Origin of the sequence: Musicola paradisiaca NCPPB 2511 (assembly GCF_000400505.1) — a bacterium.
Taxonomy (GTDB): Bacteria; Pseudomonadota; Gammaproteobacteria; order Enterobacterales; family Enterobacteriaceae; genus Musicola; species Musicola paradisiaca.
In genome coordinates this window covers 903,776-926,475 of sequence record NZ_CM001857.1, presented here as the reverse complement: position 1 = coordinate 926,475, position 22,700 = coordinate 903,776, and the positions used below count along the sequence as shown (strand labels likewise).

General features: G+C 54.8%; 18 protein-coding genes and 1 pseudogene. 9 read left to right on the top strand and 10 right to left on the bottom strand.

The genetic code is table 11. The features are described from left to right. Positions 1-22: 22 nt before the first annotated feature. A complete protein-coding gene (locus DPA2511_RS04240; protein ID WP_012764454.1) occupies positions 23-1,612 on the bottom strand; it encodes a methyl-accepting chemotaxis protein in 1,590 nt (529 codons plus the stop codon). A 288-nt stretch (positions 1,613-1,900) separates the two neighbouring features. Here DPA2511_RS04240 and ppa point away from each other — a divergent pair, with 288 nt between their 5' ends. After that, the gene (gene ppa, locus DPA2511_RS04235; protein ID WP_012764453.1) at positions 1,901-2,431 is read left to right on the top strand and encodes an inorganic diphosphatase; all 531 of its coding nucleotides are present in this window, start codon (positions 1,901-1,903) and stop codon (positions 2,429-2,431) included. A 73-nt stretch (positions 2,432-2,504) separates the two neighbouring features. On the opposite strand, the gene DPA2511_RS04230 is transcribed toward ppa, so the two are convergent. From DPA2511_RS04230 to tamA, 3 genes are read right to left on the bottom strand one after another with little or no spacing between them, the layout of a single operon-like run. Continuing rightward, complete coding sequence (locus DPA2511_RS04230) at positions 2,505-2,849, bottom strand: gamma-glutamylcyclotransferase family protein (RefSeq protein WP_012764452.1); 345 nt, start codon at positions 2,847-2,849, stop codon at positions 2,505-2,507. A gap of 2 nt (positions 2,850-2,851) precedes the next feature. After that, positions 2,852-6,601 (bottom strand): autotransporter assembly complex protein TamB, encoded by a 3,750-nt coding sequence (tamB, locus tag DPA2511_RS04225; protein WP_012764451.1) that lies wholly within the window; start codon positions 6,599-6,601, stop codon positions 2,852-2,854. Beyond that, complete coding sequence (gene tamA / locus DPA2511_RS04220) at positions 6,598-8,337, bottom strand: autotransporter assembly complex protein TamA (protein ID WP_051122266.1); 1,740 nt, start codon at positions 8,335-8,337, stop codon at positions 6,598-6,600. Before tamA ends, tamB begins: the two co-directional genes overlap by 4 nt. 294 nt (positions 8,338-8,631) lie before the next feature. On the opposite strand from tamA, the gene msrA reads away from it, so the two are divergent. Together msrA and DPA2511_RS04210 are read left to right on the top strand one after the other, a co-directional pair. Then, positions 8,632-9,270 (top strand): peptide-methionine (S)-S-oxide reductase MsrA, encoded by a 639-nt coding sequence (gene msrA, locus DPA2511_RS04215; protein ID WP_012764449.1) that lies wholly within the window; start codon positions 8,632-8,634, stop codon positions 9,268-9,270. A gap of 145 nt (positions 9,271-9,415) precedes the next feature. Further along, on the top strand, positions 9,416-10,750 hold the full coding sequence (locus DPA2511_RS04210) for a hemolysin family protein (protein WP_012764448.1): 1,335 nt from the start codon (positions 9,416-9,418) through the stop codon (positions 10,748-10,750). 55 nt (positions 10,751-10,805) lie between these two features. On the opposite strand, the gene DPA2511_RS04205 is transcribed toward DPA2511_RS04210, so the two are convergent. Then, complete coding sequence (locus DPA2511_RS04205) at positions 10,806-11,012, bottom strand: DUF1107 domain-containing protein (RefSeq protein ID WP_012764447.1); 207 nt, start codon at positions 11,010-11,012, stop codon at positions 10,806-10,808. A 343-nt stretch (positions 11,013-11,355) separates the two neighbouring features. On the opposite strand from DPA2511_RS04205, the gene DPA2511_RS04200 reads away from it, so the two are divergent. Next, positions 11,356-11,961, top strand: a complete 606-nt coding sequence (locus DPA2511_RS04200) for a YtfJ family protein (protein WP_012764446.1) — start codon at positions 11,356-11,358, stop codon at positions 11,959-11,961. Here DPA2511_RS04200 and cysQ read toward each other — a convergent pair. Then, on the bottom strand, positions 11,923-12,663 hold the full coding sequence (gene cysQ / locus DPA2511_RS04195; RefSeq protein WP_012764445.1) for a 3'(2'),5'-bisphosphate nucleotidase CysQ: 741 nt from the start codon (positions 12,661-12,663) through the stop codon (positions 11,923-11,925). The genes DPA2511_RS04200 and cysQ overlap by 39 nt on opposite strands. A gap of 198 nt (positions 12,664-12,861) precedes the next feature. On the opposite strand from cysQ, the gene DPA2511_RS04190 reads away from it, so the two are divergent. The 3 genes and pseudogenes from DPA2511_RS04190 to DPA2511_RS22600 all read left to right on the top strand — a co-directional run. Continuing rightward, on the top strand, positions 12,862-14,814 hold the full coding sequence (locus DPA2511_RS04190; protein WP_012764444.1) for a bifunctional 2',3'-cyclic-nucleotide 2'-phosphodiesterase/3'-nucleotidase: 1,953 nt from the start codon (positions 12,862-12,864) through the stop codon (positions 14,812-14,814). A gap of 184 nt (positions 14,815-14,998) precedes the next feature. Then, positions 14,999-15,667, top strand: coding sequence for an iron-sulfur cluster repair protein YtfE (gene ytfE, locus DPA2511_RS04185; protein WP_012764443.1), 669 nt, complete (start codon positions 14,999-15,001; stop codon positions 15,665-15,667). A gap of 82 nt (positions 15,668-15,749) precedes the next feature. Continuing rightward, positions 15,750-15,939 (top strand): annotated as a pseudogene (locus DPA2511_RS22600) (hypothetical protein); the annotation flags it as partial. Between the two features lie 62 nt (positions 15,940-16,001). On the opposite strand, the gene DPA2511_RS04175 reads toward DPA2511_RS22600, so the two are convergent. The 4 genes from DPA2511_RS04175 to DPA2511_RS04160 form a co-directional block, all read right to left on the bottom strand. After that, entirely contained in the window at positions 16,002-16,550 is a 549-nt protein-coding gene (locus tag DPA2511_RS04175; RefSeq protein WP_012764442.1) for a hypothetical protein, read from the bottom strand. A gap of 72 nt (positions 16,551-16,622) precedes the next feature. Further along, on the bottom strand, positions 16,623-17,510 hold the full coding sequence (locus DPA2511_RS23640; protein WP_012764441.1) for a hypothetical protein: 888 nt from the start codon (positions 17,508-17,510) through the stop codon (positions 16,623-16,625). A 397-nt stretch (positions 17,511-17,907) separates the two neighbouring features. After that, positions 17,908-18,258 (bottom strand): DUF2502 domain-containing protein, encoded by a 351-nt coding sequence (locus tag DPA2511_RS04165; RefSeq protein ID WP_012764440.1) that lies wholly within the window; start codon positions 18,256-18,258, stop codon positions 17,908-17,910. 837 nt (positions 18,259-19,095) lie between these two features. After that, positions 19,096-19,587 carry a hypothetical protein gene (locus DPA2511_RS04160; RefSeq protein ID WP_012764439.1) on the bottom strand — a complete coding sequence of 164 codons (492 nt, stop codon included), beginning with the start codon at positions 19,585-19,587 and terminating at the stop codon, positions 19,096-19,098. A 983-nt stretch (positions 19,588-20,570) separates the two neighbouring features. Here DPA2511_RS04160 and DPA2511_RS04150 point away from each other — a divergent pair. After that, complete coding sequence (locus DPA2511_RS04150; protein ID WP_196805864.1) at positions 20,571-21,740, top strand: urea ABC transporter substrate-binding protein; 1,170 nt, start codon at positions 20,571-20,573, stop codon at positions 21,738-21,740. Positions 21,741-21,830: 90 nt separating this feature from the next. Continuing rightward, positions 21,831-22,700 (top strand): ABC transporter permease subunit, encoded by an 870-nt coding sequence (locus DPA2511_RS04145; RefSeq protein ID WP_012764437.1) that lies wholly within the window; start codon positions 21,831-21,833, stop codon positions 22,698-22,700.

Here is a 22,700-nt window from a genome sequence, read left to right as displayed (position 1 = left end):
GTTCCACCACCCTTGCCCCGGTTCAAAACCGGCCAAGCGCCGCTACGGCATCCTGGCGTTCCAATCTAAATAGCGCCATGCTGGCCGCCAACTCCCGCGCCTGTTCTTCCAAAGAGCGCGTCGCCGCGGCCGACTCCTCCACCAGTGACGCATTTTGCTGAGCCACTTCGTCCATCTGAGCCACCGCCTGATTCACCTGTTCGATGCCGTTGCTCTGTTCGTGCACCGCCGTTGAAATCTCATGCATCAATGCCGTCACCTGATTCACCGCACGGGTCACGTCATTCATGGTTTCACCCGCAACGCGGGCAATATCGCTGCCGTCATTCACCTGCCGTTGCGAATCTTCCATCAGCAAGCGAATCTCTTTGGCCGACTGCGCGCTGCGCTGCGCCAGGCTGCGCACCTCACCGGCCACCACGGCGAATCCCCGTCCTTGTTCCCCGGCGCGCGCCGCTTCCACTGCGGCATTCAGCGCCAGAATATTGGTCTGAAAAGCGATGCCGTCAATCATCGCCAGAATGTCCGCTACCCGCGCCGCCGTGGCGGAGATCAAGCCCATTTTCTCCAGCATCTGACCGACGGCCTCGCTGCCTTTGCCCGCGATGGTCGATACCTGTTGTGCCAACAGATAGGCCTGATCGGCATTTTCCGCGTTCAGTTTCACCGTGGCAGCCAGCTGTTCCATGCTGGATGCCGTCTGTTCCAACGAAGCGGCAGACTCCTCGGTACGCTCCGCCAGATGGTTATTGCCGGAAGCCAACTCGCTGGTGCCGATGTCGATCTGGCTACCGGCATCGCGCACCCGAGACACCGCGCCCGCCAACGCCTGCTGCATGGTTTTCATCGCCTGGATCAGACGGCCGATTTCATTACGACCGCCATCCTCAATCGGGCGGGACAAATCGCCGGCCGCAATCGCTTCCAGTTGACGCACCGAGCCATCCAGCGGCAGCAGGATCAGGTGGCGAATCGCCCCCCACGCCAGCACGACCATCAGTACCGCGATAACGAATGCGATACCCATAATGATGAGCCGACTACTGGCAACCTCCTCTGCCTGCGTCACCATGTTTTCTCCCACCTGCTGGGCGAAATCACTGAAATTGCGTATCGCATTTTCCGCGTCGATACTCAGCGGCGGCAGGGCCTCCTGCATGACCGTGTAATACTCATCGAGATACTCTTTCTGCAGTGCCGCCAGTAAGGGTTCCATCCCCTTACTGATATAGGCGCCGTAGCTGATCTTGATCTGTCCAGCCAGCTCGGCGCCGCGTTGAGTCACCGTGCCATACCCCAGAAAGCGATCCATCTCCTGTCGCGACAGCGCCAGGTACTTTTCCGCCCGGGACAGCGTCTCTTTCGCCTGATCGATCTGACCGGTCTCATACAGACGAACCGCTTGCGCGGCGGCGGTGCGGGCTCGTAATGTGGCGATGTAACTGGCTGACAACGCGCTCAGCTCCTTGCCCTGAATTTTGTCGATGGAGACCAGCGAACGGTTCCCCTGACTGATGGCGCTGGTGCCGATCCCGACAACAATCGCCAATAGCAGCAGCATAGCGCCGACCAGCGCAAGCAGGCTGTGCCTGACCCTGATGTTTTTTAACATCGAACTTCTCCCTTGAATTCATAAATAAAAAATAAAACTGCGAGCTGCCTCGCAGAATCGTTATTTATCTGAATAATCGCTAAAAGTCTTTACATTAATGAATTATTTAATTTGTACACATCAGTTAACGGACGACGGCCGCAGCAAGAGCAGAGAAAAAAATGGGAAGGAGGAGAGGCGTTCACACCCGGCGAACCGGCCTATTCGGCGCCTAAAAACCGCGACATTCATCAACAGTTGGCTATAATGAGCGCCACTCTATTCCGGTTTGAAAAGAAGGAAACCCACATGAGTCTGAACTCAGTACCGGCAGGCAAATCGCTGCCGGAAGATATCTACGTTGTCATCGAGATTCCCGCCAACGCCGATCCGATCAAATACGAAGTGGATAAGGAAACCGGCGCGCTGTTCGTAGACCGTTTCATGTCTACCGCCATGTTCTATCCGTGCAACTACGGTTACATCAACCATACCCTGTCTCTGGACGGCGACCCGGTTGACGTCCTGGTTCCGACGCCGTATCCGCTGCAGCCGGGCTCCGTCATCCGTTGCCGTCCGGTCGGCGTACTGAAAATGACCGACGAATCCGGCGAAGACGCTAAAGTGGTTGCCGTACCGCACACCAAGCTGAGCAAAGAGTACGATCACATCAACGATGTGAACGATCTGCCGGAACTGCTGCGCGCCCAGATTGCCCATTTCTTTGAACATTACAAAGATCTGGAAAAAGGCAAATGGGTGAAAGTTGACGGTTGGGAAAACGCCGAAGCCGCCAAAGCGGAAATCGTTACGTCTTTCGAACGCGCCAAAAACAAATAAGCTCGCCGCCCGCATGGGCGACAGCTTATCGATGAGATGAAAAAACACCGCCTGTTGGCGGTGTTTCTCGTTATCAATCGTTGTGACGCTTTAACCAGTCACCGCTGGTTATCCGGCTCAGGCCGGTAACGGGTTGCTGGTAAAGATAAATCCAGGCGCTGCCGTAAGGGGTGGCGATCAACTCGCGTTTATACTCGCCGCCATCCCGTTTGAGCGCATCCAATTCCGCCAGAATCGCGGAACTGACGCGATAAACCTCGCAAAAGATAGCCCCTTCGCCGACCACCGCCGCGGGATAATGGCCGAGATCATACAGCTCATAACCTTCAAGCAGATGATCGCCCAACCATTGCGCATTCGTCATCCAGTGACTGTTTCCCTGTTTGCGCCGTAAACTGCCGTAAACAATAATTCGCATTGCTAAAACTCGAACTGATAGAGCACATCCAGTGCCTGACTCACGCCAGACACGGCTTCCAGGTATAGTTTTGGCATCAAACGATAACGAAGCGTTAACGTCGCCAAAGAGTCAAACAGCCCAACGCCATATTTGACCTGCAGGCCCGGAAGGACGTAACCACTGACGACTACTTGAGATTTATCGCCAACGCCCTGTGTATCCAAGGCTAAATTACTTACGCCAAAGGCCTCGCCGATTTTACCCACAACTTGACCACTTTGTGCAACCCCCAGACCAATCAACGCCGATGTCATCATGGCACTGTCGGTGCCGCTGCTGCCAAGCCCTTGTCCGCGCAGCAAATAGGACAACGCTTCTTGCTGCGACAGCGTGGGTTCGGAAAACACATCCAGCCTGGGCGACGACGCCGTACCCGTGATGCGCACGCCGGCCACCACATCATCCTCAGTATTATCCGGATTACGGATCGCCTCAATATTCAACACCGGCAAGGTGGGAGGGCCGGAAAACAGCAGTTGCCCTTTGCGCACCTGCAAATCCTGCCCGTAGGCTTTAAAGCGCCCTTCCGGCAACACGATTTGCCCATGCAACCCCAGCCCTTGCTGATCCTGAGCCACGTTTAAATCCCCGCTCAGCCGGGCCTTCAACCCGTAGGCGTCAAGCCAGACATCATCGCCAATCCGCACGACCAGACGGCTGTTAATCGGGATCGCGCTACTGCTTTTATTCAGCGGCTGACGTTGCGCGTCCAACATCACTTCATCGGCGGAAACATCCACCGCACTGGCGGGCATCTCTTGCACCACAATCCGCGCCCAGGGAATCGACACCGTTCCGGTCAGCGACAGTAGCTGCGGTGAGGCTTCGAACACGATGTCCGGCGACACGTCCAGCCGTGCCATCGGCGGAACCGTCACCCGGATGCGATCGCCGTTCGCCGCAATGCGTGCACGCCATGCTTCCGGCTGCGCCCAGTCGGCATTCCCCGCCAGATTCACCTGACCCTGCGTCGTTTTCAGATATCCCTGCAAGGTGGAGGACATCCCGTTAAAGCCCAGCGCCAGCCGACCATCGGTAACAGCCACCGGTAAACCGATACCGTCGATCTCCAGCCCGTCAAGCGACGCCTGCCCGAATAATGACGGTCGTTGCAGATTCCCCGCCAGCCGCAGATTAGCGTCCAGCCGTCCGGCCGCTTTTTCGCCCTGCCGCAACAGCGGCCGCAGCATATCCAGCGACAGATTGCTCACGACAAGGGTACCGCTCAAATCACGCCGATGTTGCGGATCGCTAATCTGCACATCGCCATTGAAACGCCCATTGCCCCGAATCGCCATCTGCCAACCCAGCACCGCCTGCCCCCGTCGCAGCGCGGCGTTGAGCGTCAACGCATCAAAGACAACCGGCAGAGTATTGCCCTGCATACGCTGACGCAGCGTGACGTTTTGGCCGGAAATCATCACTTTCGCCTCCGGTAAACCGCCCTTGCTCTGCCAACTGACGTCGGCATTGCCGGCAAGCGTACCGGACAGCGCGCTTTCCGGCGGCAGAAACGGCGCCAGCATAGCCAGATTAAGCCGATTGAGCGCCACACTGGCTTTACCGGCCGGCCCGGCTTCGATGGGTTGCGGCACACACAGCTCGGCATTCGGATTACGCCAGCAATGTGTCCCTACGGTGAGTTTCTGCGCCGAAGCCTGATAGTCCAGCGCCACACTCTGCGCCAGACGCCACTCGCCGACCGGCGTCTCAAAACGGGTATCGGAGAGGTCGCCCTGCCAGCGCTGCTGCGCCCGGTCAAAACGCCCGTGCAGCGCCAACTGGCCGGCGACCGGCTCGCCGCTCACGTTCAGCCGCAATTGATGACTCGCCTCATCGCCCTGCAGTTGTAAGGAAAACGCCGACAAACGCATGTCGCCCTGCGTGAATTGCCGGCCTTGCAGCGCCAGCGTTCCCTGCACCTGCCGCCCGGCCCGCACATCGCTTTTAAGCGTGAGCTGACTGAGCGACAGCGCCTGCCAGCGCACGGCCGATGCCGTCAGGTCAGCCAGCAGATGCGGCGCATCGCGGTTGCCATCCAGCCGCAGCCGCCCCGTCGCCTGCCCGGCCAGACCGGGCCATGCCTGGTTCAGCACCGGCGCGTTCAGCTCCCCGGTCAGGTTCCACTGTTCGGCCAGTTCCCCCTGTATCGCCAATTGATTGCGCCCCAACGCCAGCGTCAGAGACGGCACCTTCCAGCGGCCATCGGCGCCGCCGCTCAGGCTCCCTTTTGCCGACAGCCGGTTCTGGCGCCAGCTGCCGTCCAGCGCCAAACGGGGCACCTCGATTTGCCAGCGCCCGCTTTCCAGACTGCCGGCCATGCTCAGCCCCCCATCCAGCCGCAGCGGCCAATCCGGCCACTGCCGGGCGGTATCGATCCCCTGCAACGCGAGCTCCCCCTGCCAGCGCACGGCCTGCGGCCACTCCACACGCCCGCTGAGATCCGCGGTGCCCTGTAACGCGCTAAGGCGCAGGCGGGATAGCGAAAACTGTCGTTCCGATCCCGTGCCCTCCAGCGTCAGCTGCCCCGGCGGCAGCGCCGCCCCCCCCAGTGCGCCGCGCAACGCAAGCTGGTAGTCCGTCGCCTTGCCGCCAAGGTAGAGACGCAGTCCGTCCACCTGATACTGCGCCTCGCCCGATAACGGCCAGCGCAGCTGCTGGCTTTGTACGCTGACCGTCAGCGGCAACCCCGCCTGCGCCAGCTCCATCTTGACGTCAAGCTGCGCCCGCTGCGGGCCGGACAGGTTAAGCGCCAGAGCCAGTTGTCGCCGTAGCGCGCCCGCCGCCGTCAAACGCAGACGCTCGCCTTTCAGCGGCTCGATATTCAAGATCGCGTTGGCATTGAGCGTCAGCGGCCAGTCTCCCGCCAGCGTCGCCTCGCCGTGGGCATACAGCGCGCCCTGCGGCAACTGCACGGCCAACTGTTGTAAGGTCACGCCCTGCTGCCGGGCGTCGGCTTTCACGTGCAGCCGCGTCACATTGACCGTCTGCTCGCCGATGATCGACCAGGATTCCCCCTGAAGATCGGCAACCGTGACGTCCAGCGGCAACGACACCGACGGCATGTCAGGCAACAGGGGAGACGCGAACAACGTGCGAAGGCGTTCGCCCAACGGCGTCGTATCCGCCCCCGGCGGTGCAGCGACAGGTGACGCCGGTGTTTTCGGCAATACGAGATTCATGCCGTCAATCCGGGTCGGCAACAGCGTCAGTGACCGCCCCTGCCATTGGATGCCGGTTTGCAACGATGGTAATTCAATGCGGACGCCATCCACCTGAATGCGACTGTTGTCCAGCCGGATGCGCGGCAGCGCCAGCGTCACCGGTGCGGTGATGTCCGTTTCCGGCGATGTGTCGCCGGCTGTCGGCGCCGACGGCGGCAGCCCGGCGGAATCTACCGTCACCGTCAACGCCTGCAGCGCGAGATCCTCCAGACAGATCTGACTGCGCCACAGACAAGTCGGCTGCAACGCCACATGCAATGCACCGGCGCTAACGTCGATACCCGGCGACCGATAACGCACATCCGTTAACGTCAAATTCCGCCAGCCGCCTTCCACCCGCCCAATCTCCAGCCCCGGCACCCAGCGTACTGCCGCGGACAGCAACAGATGCGCCCCCGGCGCAGTCGCGACCAACAGCAACAGCGCCACCAGCAGCGTGGCGACCAATACGCCCAGGCCGATCCCGGCTTTTTTCACCCTGCTCATAGTTCCGGCCCCAGCCCGATGTAAAACTGCAACCCATGCTTGTCGTCGTCACCGATCGGCCGGGCGATATCCAGCTTGACGGGCCCGACCGGCGATGCCCAGCGCAGGCCGACGCCCGCCCCGGTTTTGATGTTGCTGCGGCGGATATCGTTGACGGCCTCGCCGCTGTCCACAAATACCGCGCCCCACCATTTACCGCTGACGTTGTATTGGTATTCCAACGAGCCGGCCGCCAGCTTTGACGCGCCGGTCAGCTTACCGTCGCTGTCCCTGGGGGAGATGGATTTGTACTTGTAGCCGCGAATGCTGCGATCGCCCCCGGCAAAAAAGCGCAGCGACGGCGGTACGCGGGCAAAACTGCCGGTTTCAATCCAGCCCAGATTGGCGCGGGCGACGAAACGGTGCTTTTCCTCCAGTGTGCGGATCCATACGTTCTGCGCCTGAAAGATCGCAAAATCGAGATCCGATCCCCACGTGGTGTTTGAAACATCCACGGAATAGCGCTGCGTATCTCCCCAGTCCGGCATCAGACCGCCGCGCTGGCGGGTGCGGTTGAAGCTCACGCCGGGGTAGATCAGCATGGTGGTGTTGGTGACGCTGGCCTGCGTAAAGTGATCCAACGTCCAATGCAGATTGAGCGCACGCTGCCAGCCGCTGTTCAGCTCCCAGTAGCGGGCCAGATTCAAGGAGGTGGTATCGGATTGGGTATCGTTGAGGTCTTCCCGCTTCAAACCGCCTTGTACCAGGTAATACTGTTCCAGCGGGCTTTTCAGTAGCGGGATTTTGTAGCTCATATCCAGTTGCTGTTCCGGTGCGGACAGACTGAGGCTGTTGGTGAAACTGTGGCCGTAGCTGTTGACCCAGGGTTTATTCCAGACGGTTTTCAGACGCGGGCCGACATCGGTGGCGTACCCGACCCCGGTTTCTACGCTATTGCGGGTTCGGGGCGTCAGAACCGCGTCCAGCGGCAGGACTTTACTCTGCCGGCTCCGCTCGAAATCCGGCGAAACCACCGCCGAATTAAACCAACCGGTGGCCGACAAACGCCGGTTTAACTCGCCCAGTTGCTCTGTGGTATAGGCATCGCCTTCATGAAACGGCAACAGCGCCTGCAGATACTGCTCCTGAATCTGAGCATGGCGGAAAGTCACCTTTCCGAAGCGGTAGCGTGGGCCGCTATCATAATCGATATCCCACCAGGCTTGACGAGTGGACTGCATCACACCCAACTGGCTTTTATTGAAGCGGGCGTCGAAATACCCCTTGCGCATCGCCAGGTTGTTCAGCTCGCTTTTGAAATTGTCATAAGCGCCGTGGTTCAGCACCGCCCCCACTTTCGGACGATGTTCAGCCACCAGCCGCAGATAGTCTTCGTCATGCTGCGCTTCGCCGCGCATGGCAATGCTGGAACCGGCGATAGTGACCGGTTCGCCGGGATCGACAGTGACTTTAAGCACCGGGCGTCCCCGGCCTTCGGCAGGGATGAAGTCGAAATGGATATCGGGCTGGTAGTAGCCCATCGCACGCAGCCCCTGCCGGATTGCCTCGTCGACGCGGGCGCGAAAGCGGCTGTCGGCGTTGACTTCATCCGGGGAAATGGTGGAAAGCCGGGCCCTGACGTTTTTCTGCACATCGCCGCTCAAACCAAGCAGTTGCAAACGCACATTGGAGGAGGCCGCCATCGTCGGCGGCGTTATCAGCACGCCGCACAGTATCAGCGTCTGACTAAGCGCCATGCCGCAGAGCCGGCGTTTGTTGCGGTTATTAATCACTGTCGTCGCGTCCCGGCAGTATCAGGCGACGAAAACGCCTGTCGTCATTCATCTGTTTATATTGAGTTAACTATAGAGACTAATTGAAAAAGATGAAAATGGCATATATCTGATAAACATCATGATAAGGTTCATTACTCGCCATGCTGCGTATCGCTGGCGCAGAACGGGGAAACACGTTATCAAGACATGGGGACACTGCCCGAACGCCGGAACGCGGCCCCATTCACCGGTCATTCAATCAGGAGCTTAAACGCGATGACGCATTTCGATAAAACCCGGATTGTCAGCCAGGCGGAAGCCTTGCCCGGCCGTATCACGCCGATGCCGGTGGCGCGTCTGCATGTGGTTAGTCAGCACTCAATGACGCATGTTCCGGCCCAGATGGAGGTCGCCCTGTTTGCGATGGGATGTTTCTGGGGCGCCGAACGCCTGTTCTGGCAGCAGCCGGGCGTATACAGCACCGCGGCAGGCTACAGCGGTGGCTATACGCCCAACCCCACCTATCGCGAAGTCTGTACCGGGCAAACCGGTCACGCCGAGGTGGTACGAGTGGTGTTCGATCCGGCGGAGATCAGCTATTCGCAGTTGTTGCAGCTGTTTTGGGAATCCCACGATCCGGCGCAAGGCATGCGGCAGGGTGGGGATATCGGCACCCAGTACCGCTCTGCGGTTTACACCACCACGCCCGCCCAGACAAGCGCAGCCGAAGAAAGCCGGCGACGCTTTCAGCAAGCCATGCGCGACGCGGGCGATCTGCGCGCCGTGACCACCGAGGTCAAGCCGGCCGGCCCTTTTTATTACGCCGAAGACGAGCATCAACAGTACCTGCACAAGAATCCGCACGGCTACTGTGGGCTGGGCGGTACCGGTGTGTGCCTGCCGCCCGCAGGGTGAGACTGGCGGCAATTTGAGCACGCTTGCTATAATCGTCGCCGACAGCGCCATAGTACGGCTCTCTCGGCGACGCTTACATCGCCGATACATCAAACCATTACCTTTCCGAGGCTCGTGATCGCCCGTTGGGCGACACAAAAAAACCATGTTAAACAGTCTGTTAGTAATCCTGTTCCTCATCGCCATCAGTGCGTTTTTTTCTTTATCCGAGATATCGCTGGCCGCTTCCCGCAAGATCAAACTGAAGCTGATGGCCGATGAGGGCGACCTGAATGCAGCGCTGGTACTGAAACTCCAGGAGACGCCGGGTATTTTCTTTACCGTGATCCAGATTGGCGTCAATGCGGTCGCGATCCTGGCCGGTATCATCGGCGATGCCGCCTTCTCCCCCTATTTCGATATGCTGTTCGCCAGCCTGGTGCCCGCCGATATCCTGACCCGAGTGAGCTTTGTCTGTTCATTCACACTGGTGACTGGCCTGTTCATTCTGTTTGGCGATCTGACGCCGAAACGCATTGGTATGATTGCTCCAGAAGCCGTCGCCATACGGATCATCAACCCCATGCGCTTCTGTCTGTGGCTTTTTCGCCCACTGGTATGGCTGTTCAATGGCCTGGCCAACGGCATTTTCCGCCTGTTGAAACTGCCGATGGTACGCAAGGAAGACATCACCTCCGACGATATTTACGCGGTAGTGGAAGCCGGTGCGCTGGCGGGTGTGTTACGCAAGCAGGAACACGAGCTGATTGAAAACGTGTTCGAGCTGGAATCGCGTACCGTCGCATCCTCCATGACCTCGCGGGAAAGCGTGGTGTTTTTCGATCTGCACGAAGAAGAAGCGCACATCAAAGAGAAAATCGCCCAGCAGCCGCATTCCAAGTTTCTGGTTTGCGACGGCAACATCGACCAGATCATCGGCTATGTGGATTCCAAAGATCTCCTGAACCGGGTACTCGGCAACCAAAGCCTGGAGTTGACCAGCGGGATGCAAATCCGCCCGACGTTGATCGTGCCGGATACGCTGACGCTGTCCGAAGCGCTGGAAAGCTTCAAAGCCGCCGGGGAGGATTTCGCAGTCATTCTCAACGAATACGCGCTGGTGGTGGGGATCATTACCCTGAACGATGTGATGACCACGCTGATGGGCGATCTGGTAGGACAAGGGCTGGAAGAGCAAATTGTCGCCCGCGACGAAAACTCTTGGCTGGTCGAAGGCGGTACGCCGATCAACGACGTCATGCGGGCGCTGGATATCGACGAATTTCCTCACTCCGACAACTATGAAACCATCGGCGGTTTCATGATGTATATGCTGCGTAAAATCCCGAAACGTACCGACTTCGTCCGCTATGCCGGTTATAAGTTTGAAGTGGTGGACATCGACAGCTACAAAATCGACCAGTTGCTGGTGACACGAGTGGAAGAGAAAGCCAACGCAACGGCCGCGACGCCTCCGGCTGCCGCGCCATCCGGGGAATAAACTAAAACGGCCCGCGACGGGCCGTTATCTCTTACCTGCGCGGCCGTCATCGGGCTCACCCCAGTTCCGCCTGCAATTTCAACACCTGCCGATTCACCTCCGACATCACGACCAGGTGCTGTTTATCCTGCGTTTTCGGCAGCAGGATCTTACCGTAATCAAATTCAAAAGCGCCGATGCCCTTAATGTAAATTCGCCCTTTGAATAAGGTCTTCACGTACTTAGCAATCTTCAAGGGATTGTAACGTTCGAAGATCTTCATCATTGCTACTCTCCTCCCGTCCTGCTCATCCGTTCTGTCCGTCCCCGTAGGGAACACACTCAGAACAACCATGACCGATGACACTCAAGTTACCTCTATTAGTGCCATTAGAATGCGGTGAGTTCCCGCCGGTACAGCATTTTTGACGGATTTTACATATTTTTACCGAACAGATGAATGCCATACCTTTTAAATCAGTATAAACATTCAGGTTTATAGCGAGTGTGCGGAACACCACAAACTCACCCCGGCAAACAGGACAGACCATTTTTCGCTATCTACGCTTATAGGTATCACGTGACGCAAAGGCCTCACGCTCGGATCGTATAAGGGAGAAAACGTCATGACGCGCCGCGCCTGCCTGCTGACAATATGGGTACTGCTAATATTCCCCCGCTGGCTGCCCGCTCATATCTTGCCCCTCTATCGCATGTTGCCGGATGTCGTCGTCTCCGACGGCGGCGAACTGCAATACCAGGACGGGAAACCCCACTATCTGAGCTGGAGCAGCGCACAACTTGTCGGGAAAGTCCGGCTGATTCAACACATTGCCGGCCGCATGTCCGCCCGCAATATGAATGAAACGTTGATGACCGCACTCAAGGCGGCCAATCTACCGCGCGAATATTACCAAACGACGACAATCGTCAATGCCGACGAGGCCGTCATCGGTACCGGCTTTTTCGTCCGCAAACGAATAGAGGCAGGCAAGACGCAATACCCCTGGACGCAATTTGTGCTGGATAATCAGGGTGAAGTACGCAAAGCCTGGCAGCTGACGCCGAAAAGCGCGGCCGTCATCGTACTGGATAAGGAAGGGCGGATACGCTACGTGAAGGACGGGTCGCTCAACCGCCAGGAGGTACAGCAGGTCGTCAACCTGCTGCAGGTGCTATTGAGCCAGGCCAGCTCAGAACAGGGAGACACGAAACCCCGGATTGAGAAATGACTCCCGCGGGCGGTAGGAGAGCGGTTTACCCTGCCAGTCGGTCACTTGCGCGCCAGAGGCCAGCGCCACAGCATGGCCGGCGGCGGTATCCCAGACGCTGGTGGGCCCAAAACGGGGATAAAGCTGAGCGCGGCCTTCCGCCACCAGACAAAACTTCAGCGATGAGCCGACCGACACCGTGCGGTGTTCACCGAGCTGGCTCAGGTAATCCTCCAGCTCGGCATCCGCATGGGAGCGGCTCACCACCACCACCGGCGGCCGAGCGTCATACACCTGAATCTGATGACGCTGCCCGCCCTCTTCTTTCCAGGCTTTCCCCCCGGCCGCGGCGTACATCACGCCAGTCACCGGCACATACACCACGCCCAGCACCGGTTTACCTTCCTCAATCAACGCAATGTTGACGGTAAACTCGCCGTTACGATTGATGAATTCCTTGGTACCGTCCAGCGGGTCGACCAGCCAATAACGTTGCCACGTCTGGCGTACCGACCAGGCGGGGGGATCCTCTTCCGACAGCAGAGGAATATCCGGGTAACGACTCTCCAGCCCCCGCTTGATCACCTGGTGCGCCGCCAGATCCGCCGCCGTTATCGGTGAATCATCTTGTTTGCGGGCCACGTCGATAGGCTGATGACCGTTATAAACCTGCATGATCGCCTCGCCGGCGTCCCGCGCCAGTTGGCAGATATGTTCTAGCATGACCTCACCTTAATTAACCGTTGGCAAATCATCTGGTTGCCCCATGCATAACCCGTTATGACGACAGGACAGTCCACACTGTTGAGCACAATATTGCTGGATTTCTATTACAGCTCACATTTTGGGATGGCAGGTAACACAATATTCATGATTATCTGAGATATACACCCTACTTAATTCCGCTACAGGAGTAAAACCATGAAACACACGCTGGCGCTGAGCCTGCTTTCGGTCGCCATTCTTTCCGCCACCGCCCAGGCGGCCACCGTCGATTTGCGCGTGCTGGAAACGACCGACCTGCACAGCAACATGATGGACTTCGACTATTACAAAGACAGCGCGACGGACAAATTCGGCCTGGTGCGCACCGCCAGCCTGATTCATGCCGCCCGACAGCAGGTCGTCAACAGCGTATTGGTCGACAACGGCGATATCATTCAAGGTAGCCCACTCGGCGATTATATGGCGGCGAAAGGGTTACAAAAAGGCGAAGTGCACCCGGTCTACCTGGCGATGAACACCCTCGATTACACCGTCGGCAACCTCGGCAACCACGAATTCAACTACGGTCTGGACTACCTGCAAAATGCGCTGGCCGGGGCACATTTTCCCTACGTCAACGCCAACGTGCTGAACGCCAAAACCCAAAAACCGCTGTTCATGCCCTATCTGATCAAGCCAACCGAGGTCAGGGATCGCGACGGAAAGACGCATAAGCTGCGCATCGGCTACATCGGCTTCGTACCGCCGCAGATAATGGTGTGGGACAAAGCCAACCTCAGCGGCAAAGTCACGGTGGCGGATATCACCGCAACGGCGAAAAAATGGATTCCGGAAATGCGCCAAAAAGGCGCGGATGTCGTTATCGCCATCCCGCACTCCGGCCTCTCCGCCGAGCCTTACCGCGCCATGGCGGAAAACTCGGTCTACTACCTGAGCCAAATCCCCGGCATTGACGCCATCTTGTTCGGCCATGCCCATGCCGTATTCCCCAGTAAAGACTTCGCCGCCATCAAGGGCGCCGACATCGCGCGCGGGACGCTCAATGGTATTCCGGCAGTCATGCCGGGCATGTGGGGCGACCATCTGGGCGTGGTGGATCTGGTGCTGAACAACGACCACGGCGCCTGGAAAGTCACACAGGGCACGGCACAAGCCCGCCCGATTTACGACAAGACCCAGAAAACATCGGTGGCGGCGGAAGATCCGCAACTGGTGCAAGTGCTGTCTGAAGCGCATCAAAAAACCCGCGAGTTTGTCAGCAAGCCGATCGGCCAAGCCTCGGACAACATGTACAGCTACCTGTCGCTGATTCAGGACGATCCCACCGTGCAGATCGTCAATAACGCCCAGCGATCCTATGTCGAACACTTTATTCAGGGCGACCCGGATCTGGCGAAACTGCCGGTACTTTCCGCGGCGGCGCCGTTCAAAGCGGGCGGACGCAAGAACGATCCGGCTGGTTACGTAGAAGTGGAAAAAGGCCAGCTCACCTTCCGCAACGCGGCCGATTTGTACCTGTACCCCAACACGTTAGTGGTGGTGAAAGTCAACGGCGAGCAGGTTCGCGAATGGTTGGAATGTTCCGCCGGCCAGTTCAACCAGATCGATATCCACAACGCCAAGCCGCAATCCCTGATCAACTGGGACGGTTTCCGGACTTACAATTTCGACGTGATCGACGGCGTGAAGTACCAGATCAACGTCACCCAGCCCGCCCGTTACGACGGCGAATGCAAACTCATCAATCCGAATGCTCATCGCATTGAAGCGCTGACATTCAACGGCAAACCCATCGATCCGAAAGCGACTTTCCTGATCGCCACCAATAACTATCGCGCTTATGGCGAGAAATTCGCCGGCACCGGCGAGAAGCACATCGCCTTCGCGTCGCCGGATGAGAATCGCTCGGTGCTGGCGGCCTACATCAGCGCCGAGACGAAAAAATCCGGCGAAGTGAAACCGGAGGCGGACAACAACTGGCGCCTGGCGCGCATCGTCAGCGATACGCCGCTGGATATTCGGCTGGAAACCGCGCCCTCCGCCAAAGCGGCAGCGTTTATCAAGGAGAAGGCCCAGTACCCGCTGACGCAGGTCGGCACCGACGATATCGGCTTCGCGGTTTACCGCGTCGATCTGCAACAACAGTAACCGACGCAAACAAGGTTGAGCCGCGCATGGAAGACGGCTCAACCGAGTGAGGGCGTGGCACGCGCCCTTATTACGACCCGTCTCATTCGCACACGGATAAATCTACCCCTTTTGGGTGATGGCCGCCTCAATAAGATGCATTTAAAATGCATCTTATTATTTGCACCATTCAGGGGTCACTACTATGCACTACCGCGAAAAATCCTTAGGCGAACTGGCCATCGCTATTCCCCGCGCTACCGCGCTGTTCCGCGAGTTCAATCTTGATTTCTGCTGTGGCGGCAAACAGACGCTGCAACACGCCGCCGGTAAGCGTCAGCTGGATATCGCCATGCTGGAAGCACGGCTGGCGGAACTGGACGCTGAGCCGCCATCGGAAAAAAACTGGCGGGCGGCACCGTTGAACGACATGATCCCGTACATTGTCCAGCGTTTCCACGATCGCCACCGCGAGCAACTGCCGGAACTGATCATCATGGCCGAAAAAGTTGAACGTGTGCATCAGGACAAATCCGCCTGTCCGCATGGTCTGGCTGCCCAGCTCACACTGATCCTCGATGATTTGTCTCAGCATATGATGAAAGAAGAGCGGATTCTGTTTCCGATGATTCAAGCGGGAATGGGGCGACAAGCAGCCGGGCCGATATCCGTTATGGAGCATGAACACGATGACGCCGGCCAGCAGCTTGAGGTCGTCAAAACACTCACCGATAACCTGACGCCGCCTGCCGATGCCTGCAATACCTGGCGCGCCCTGTATGCGGGCATCGGTGAATTTATTACCGACCTGATGGAACACATCCATCTGGAAAACAACCTGCTGTTCCCAAGGGCACTGCGGGGAGAAGCCTGAAAAGCGCCATGGGGGGAAAGGATATTCCCACAGAAAGCAGTGAGAACGTGAAAAGCCAGTGCTACCGAGCGCACTGACCTGATCGCTGAACAGCGTGTTCCGGCATACCATCAAAAAATGGAAGGTGTTCGCGACGGACGCATCAGTGAAAAAGGTAGTATGGCTGCGCGCCTGGCGGCATCACAGAAATGGCCGATGCCGTTGAAGGATTGGCGGCGACGATGGGCCGCTTTATTATCGAGCGCGGTGATCGCCTGGGCGTTCACCTTTAATATGTAGTTACACAGAATTATGTACAGTCTCTTTTGGGAGCACAGACTCATTTCTTAGTGAATTAATCTGTTCCTTGTCCATTGGCTCTATATAATTTAGCAAGAGAATCAAGTTTATTGGCCTCTTTATATAAAATCTCTATCAAAATTTTACCATCATGAATAGCATCATTGCATTGTTCAATGTTAATAAACCGAGATGAATCTAGAAATTTAATATAATCGTGAGATTTTTTTCTTGCATGAATCAAAGAAGCCAGATGAAAACAAAAATTATCATGAAATACTAAATTCACCTTCCCTCCCACTGCAGACGATAAGGTTAAATAGAACTCTTCTAGTCTACCATATACTCTAGAATTGAAATGGCTATATTTTTTTGACAACTGCGGAAATATCCCCGCTAAGTCCTCCATACATTTTTCTTCAATATCCACGCTCAAATTCAGTTCAACATCGTGCAACTGCCACCATACCTTTTCCCAAATCTCAGCCAGTAACTGTGCATCCCTAGCTACAGCCTCTAAATATTCACCCACCTTTTCCCTTTTGATTTTATTTTGATAAACCAATGAATCAACAATTGCATTTAAAGATAACGATATATCCATATTCACTCCTTGCATCTCATTTTGAAATTGTGAAATTATATAACCACACACAAACACATCTCTGTGCATAAATCAACCTGACAACATTTTGCTCATATCTATTTTTTGTTTCAAAAAAGAAGGAAGCCACGAATAAGATTTATGCATAAAATCCAGTAGTTCTCTACGTTTTATACAAAAAACATTAGAATGGGACGCTCCAGAATAATTCTCTTTTGACTGAAATAAAAAAACTGTTTCATCAAACTCAGCATAATCATCCTGATTTAATTCAACTGAACCTGTCTTGACTTGTGTTAGCGCCCGGCTACCTGTCTGTGGATCTATTGCATAAAACTCGAAACTCATTGTATCTTTTTTTCTAGAGTTCGGAACGATAAACCAACCTTTTGCCTGCATATAGAGGAATACAAGATCTTCAGTTTCTTCATCATCAAGAAGCTCAAAAATATCTGACGCCATCATGTGATCAACGTCATAATCATTTCGGTCAGTTAATTTATTCCATAGATATTTCGAATATTCTACGGCAGGCCCACTCGCAATTTCCTGCATCGTTCTTGCAGGACGAAAACATGCGATAACTTTTCCTGGAACAGCATCTAAACTAACTGGAACAATATCAACCCTAAATATATTGGCAATATCGATATCTTTCTCCATGGCCTCAGCCCCCATCCAATACTCCCAACCAGACTTAACTTTTGCCAGGTAGTACATTCCCTTAGCATTTCTTGTCCAGACTAAATCTCCCTCAGACACCCACCGCTTAATATATTTAGGTATCTGTAAATTATCATGAATTTTTTCGGCTTCTTGCAAATAGGCATCCCAAGATGCTGGTGTTAATTCAACTTGCCACCCAACACCAAGAACACCATTGTTAATACAGTAATTAAAAGTATCTTCCAGGGTGGCGGAACCACCATGGGGTCTAATATGAATTCGAAAAACATACATAAGGATAGCTCCATAGAAACACAACACGACAATTAAAGGAATGAGACCGCAAGGCGGTTAAAGTCCAATAAACAGAGCGTATGCTTTTCAATTAATTGCTATATGGCAGGCCAAAATAACATTGAGAGCACCGCCATGCAAATGACGAAAACCATCGTTTCAACAAATTTTCCACGAACTCCCTATCAAAATCATATATTGACTCAGCACAATAAATCTTACTTGTTGATAAAGCGGTGGTGACTCAGGAAAGTCGAAATAAGTACATCCACACGACCTTTTTATGCCAAATGATTTTCGAGGCTCTAGAAACGAAAAACCGCTGAAAACAATCAGCGGTTTAGTCATTGAATCTGGCGGAGGGATAGGGAATTGAACCCTATCCCGTTGTGCCGGTCTACCAGCGCGGGCCGCCGCCGTGATGATGTCCCCAACCGGGGCCAGGGCCGGGGCCGCCGGGCACGATATAAACCGGACGCGGCGGCGGAGGCGGCTCAACCACCACGACACGCGGCGGCGGCGGTTCATAGTAATAAACCTGACGCGGGTGGTGCCGGTGGGCATACCATGTGTCGGGATCGCACCAGCGATCACCGTCCCAGTAGTAGCCACGATCGTCACGATCACCGATATGCAGATAGATACCGGGCAACGCCAGGCTCAGGCTGTCTGCCTGCGCCGCAGGTACCGCGACTGCGGCGCCCAGTACGCCCGCCATCACAATCCCCAATAACAGTGGCTTCATCATGTTAACAACCTCAGCTTCACCGCTATGCGGCGGATGGCTTCTTTATACGTCCCGTCACGGCCCGCAGCTATCAGAAAATGGCTAATTTCTCCGGTGTTACGTTCGGGATGTTCGCTATATGGGTTCGCCAGGGGGCGATTGAGAGGGATGCACAGACTCTTCGCGATGTTCCGCGTCTACGCCGCCAGAGTCTTAAGCGCTATCGTACCGCTTCACATCCATGCTGTATTTTAAATAACCGATGACGAATTAATTGAACTGCACGCCACAATGATTCACCGCCACAGGTGCAAATCTAAACGCCTCACCAAGGCGAAGGACAGCACGCACAGTGGGCGTGCATCCAACAACGGGAACGCGACATGGTTAGCATACGCCCGAAGAATCGAATTACATTGAGCGCCTTGCTTATTTGCGTTTGTCGCGCGGTATGCGTTTTACCTCGCGATGCAGTTGTTCCCACCGAATTCGCTCGTCATTATAAGTAACAGCGTTAAGTCACAATAGAAATTCGATTCAAAATAGCGGGGAAGTCATTCACACTGGAATATATTGGAATTATTAAAATTGCGTAAACGCATTAATAGCCATGATGATGAATAAACCAGCGGTGGTTATATCCATGCCTAGCGCCTATCCCAATAGACGTCATTGACACAACCCATCTGGACAAGGGCAGTACACAAACAACATGCAACGCATGTTGAACGGACAACTTATCGTCCGGCCCAACGAGCAGGTTCAGCGAGTAAACCGGAACACACCCGCAGTACATGCGGTTTTCGAGCACTGCCCTGATCCAGAATGATGAGTAAAATAGCCTATTGGGATCGGCTATTAGTTCTTAGGATGTATATATATAGTAACCTCTTCCTGTGCGGCATTAACGCAAGATACTGAATACTGCCCCGCGTCATAATAAGAGCCCTTGTTATCGGCTTTTAAACTCAACCCAACATAATCGCTATGATTATCACATTTGAAACTGGTTTTTATCGTCGGACCAAAATCGCCCAGACTTCCCTTTAACTCCATATGTAATGAATCCAGATTAGTACCAGAAAAATTTATGCCTGCGATGGATTTCTGTGAATTGCAAGAACCGCTGTTTTTTTCCTCAGTATAGAGAGTCCTAGAACTGTTGTTTTTAATTACAACCGGTGCTTCAGTAATATCATTCCAATACCAACAGCTTTCACCGGCCCTCTTCAAAGTAACATCGCTACCCAGTGAATTATAAATTGTCAAATGCCAACCCTTTCCTGCCAGAGCCGTACCGCTGACTATTATCAACGCAGTAAAAAAGAACGTTTTATATAACTTAGCCATAGTTAACCTTCCTGTTTCAGGATGAAATGAAATACGTCGCCAACAAATAAGTGCAATATAATGTGTAATTCACAGTGGTCATTTTTTCAATATAAAAAACAAAAATAATACCAAGATCCGCCAACCCTCCAACCCACTGATAAATCAACGTTAATATTTCAATAAAAATCATTCACAACCAGAGTTATACCCCATCACAAACAGATATAATATACCAATCAAAAAATCCGGTTCATGGAATACCTTCTTGTGATCTATTTTTATAAAAAACCTTTGCAACCATGTGTTCACTAATAATAATGAGATGATGGCATATTTAACAACAACCACTATTATTGAATAATGATTGCCACACAAAACCAATAAGAATATTTATTTACATAGAACCTGTTGCATTTAATATTAGCAATGCGTCTTTATAAAAACTAGCATTCAGAGAAATAAAAACTGCGCATTGTGATTTATTTTATTATCAAAAAAATCAGTAAATACATTTACGCATATCAATAATGACCATGAGTTAATATAAAAATATAATCACTGCAGTATATTAAGAAACAAACTTAATTCAATTCGGCATTTAATAGAAAAAAATGAACCTATTATCGTATTCTTTATAGATCGTTTTCGTCACACCCATGTCAGGCAGGGAAATCCACCACCATCGTGCTCATCTTTTGTGCAGACATGCCCCGTCAATGTGCAGTGGAAGTGAGTTAAATAGAGAATACTTATAATAAAAATTAGCCGTTGACAGCCAATTATTCCGCTTTCTATATTGATAGCCACTCCCCGCAAGACCGCCAACGCTGTCGGCTTGTGGCGAAGGCAATAGAGCCCCATGCAAAGTCATTTGACGTTGCGGGGCTTTTTTTTTGCTTTTTTTCACACCAACATCAGGGGTAATTATGTCCAGAATACAATGTCATTACGCCACGTTGACACTTGCGCTGGCATCCATATTGGCGATAAGCACGTCAAATATGGCCGTCGCTGCGGATAAACCGATAAAAATAGGTTTACTGGAGGATGCGTCCGGTAACTTTGCCCTGCCCGTTATTCCCAAGATCCATGCCACCGAATTAGCGATTGACGAGATCAATGCCAAAGGCGGTATTCTCGGACGCCCAGTAGAATTAATTAAATACGACACCCAATCGGATAATACCCGTTTCCAGCAAATGGCCCGTCGATTAATTAAAAACGATAAAGTGGATGTTATTTTCGGCGCGTTCTCCAGCGCCTCCCGCGAAGCCATCCGCCCAATCATGGACAAGGAAAAACAGCTTTACTGGTACAACAACCAGTACGAAGGCGGCGTCTGCGATAGCAACGTCTTCGTGACCGGCGCGGTGCCGGAACAGCAGTTCTCCACCTTGTTGCCCTGGATGATGGAAAAATACGGCAAGCGGGTTTACACCATCGCCGCCGATTACAACTTCGGGCAGATTTCCGCCGAGTGGGTACGCAAAATCGTCAAGGAAAATGGCGGCGCCATGGTGGGTGAAGAGTTCATCCCGCTGAGCGTCTCCCAGTTCGGCCAGACCATTCAGAACATCCAGAAAGCCAAGCCGGATTTCGTGGTGACGTTGCTGGTAGGCACCAATCAGTCCTCCTACTACGAACAACAGGCGGCGGCCAAGCTGAATCTGCCGATGGCCAGCTCCGTCAACGTCGGTCAGGCCTATGAGCACAAACGCTTCAAACCGCCCGCGTTGAAAGACATGTACGTGACCGCCAACTACATCGAAGAGGTGGATAGCCCCGCCAGCAATGATTTCAAAAAACGCTTCCGCGCCAAGTTCCCTGACGAGCCGTATATCAACCAGGAAGCGGCCAACGCCTACGACGCGGTTTATCTGTACAAACTGGCGGTAGAAAAAGCCAAAAGCGTCGATCAGGTCGCGGTACGCAAAGCGCTGGAAAGCGGCGACATCTGCACCGACGGCCCGTCCGGCAAAGTGTGCATCGACCCGAAAAGCCATCACCTGAGCCACACCATCTATCTGGCGCACGTCCGGGACGACCACTCGGTGGAGATCCCCAAAGTCTGGCCGGACATCAAACCCTACTGGCTGGGCGAAGCCGGCTGCAACCTGCCGGTCAAACCGGATACCAGCCAGTACACGCCGTCCAACCCGCCCAAGGCCTGAGCCGGGCATCACGTCAGGGAAGCGGCCTAACGCTTCCCGGCATACCTCTTTTTCACCGGTGCCGGTCGGGGCACCAAGGATTGCCTGTTGATGTTATTGCTCTCCGTTCTTTATTCGGCGCTTTACCCGTTCGGCGATAACTTCGCCTTTCTGGTGCTGTCGGCACTGGGTCTGGCGGTGATCTTCGGCATGATGGGGGTGATCAATCTGGCGCATGGCGAATTCATCATGTGCGGCGCCTACGTCACGATCACGCTGAACAAATCCGGGCTACCGTTGCCGCTCGCCATGCTGGCGGGCGCCACCGCGGCGGCGATGGCGGGCTGCGCCGTGGAACGCCTGGTGGTGCGCCACCTGTACGGACGGCTGGACGACTCGGTGGTGGCCACCTGGGCCATCAGTCTGATCGTTCAGCAAAGCATGCTGCTGCTGGCGGGCCCTTCGCTGGAAGGGCTCTCCACCCCCTTCGGTTCGTTCACCTTGGGCGAATACTCTTTCGCGACTTACCGTGCGCTGCTGCCGCTGATCGCCATTGCGGTACTGCTGGTGTTGTACTGGCTGTTTTTTCACACCAACTACGGCGTCTGCGCCCGCGCCACCATCCAGAATGCCCGCATGGCGTCCTGCCTCGGGCTGGAAACCGACCGCATCTATACCCAGACTTTCGCCCTCGGCGCCGGGCTTGCCGGGCTGGCGGGCGCCCTCTATGCCCCGACCATGACCGCCGTACCGACCATGGGCAGCGCCTTCATCGTGCAGGCGTTCGTCTCGGTGGTGGTCGGCGGCGCCAATGTACTGATCGGCACCATTCCGGCCGCTATGGCGCTCGGCGCCATCCAGACCGGGCTGAATGCCTGGTACGGTCAGTTGGCCGGGCAGATCGGCCTGCTGATTACCGCCATGCTGGTGATCCGACTGTTGCCCAACGGCGTCGGCCAGCTGTTCACCCGTAACCGTTAA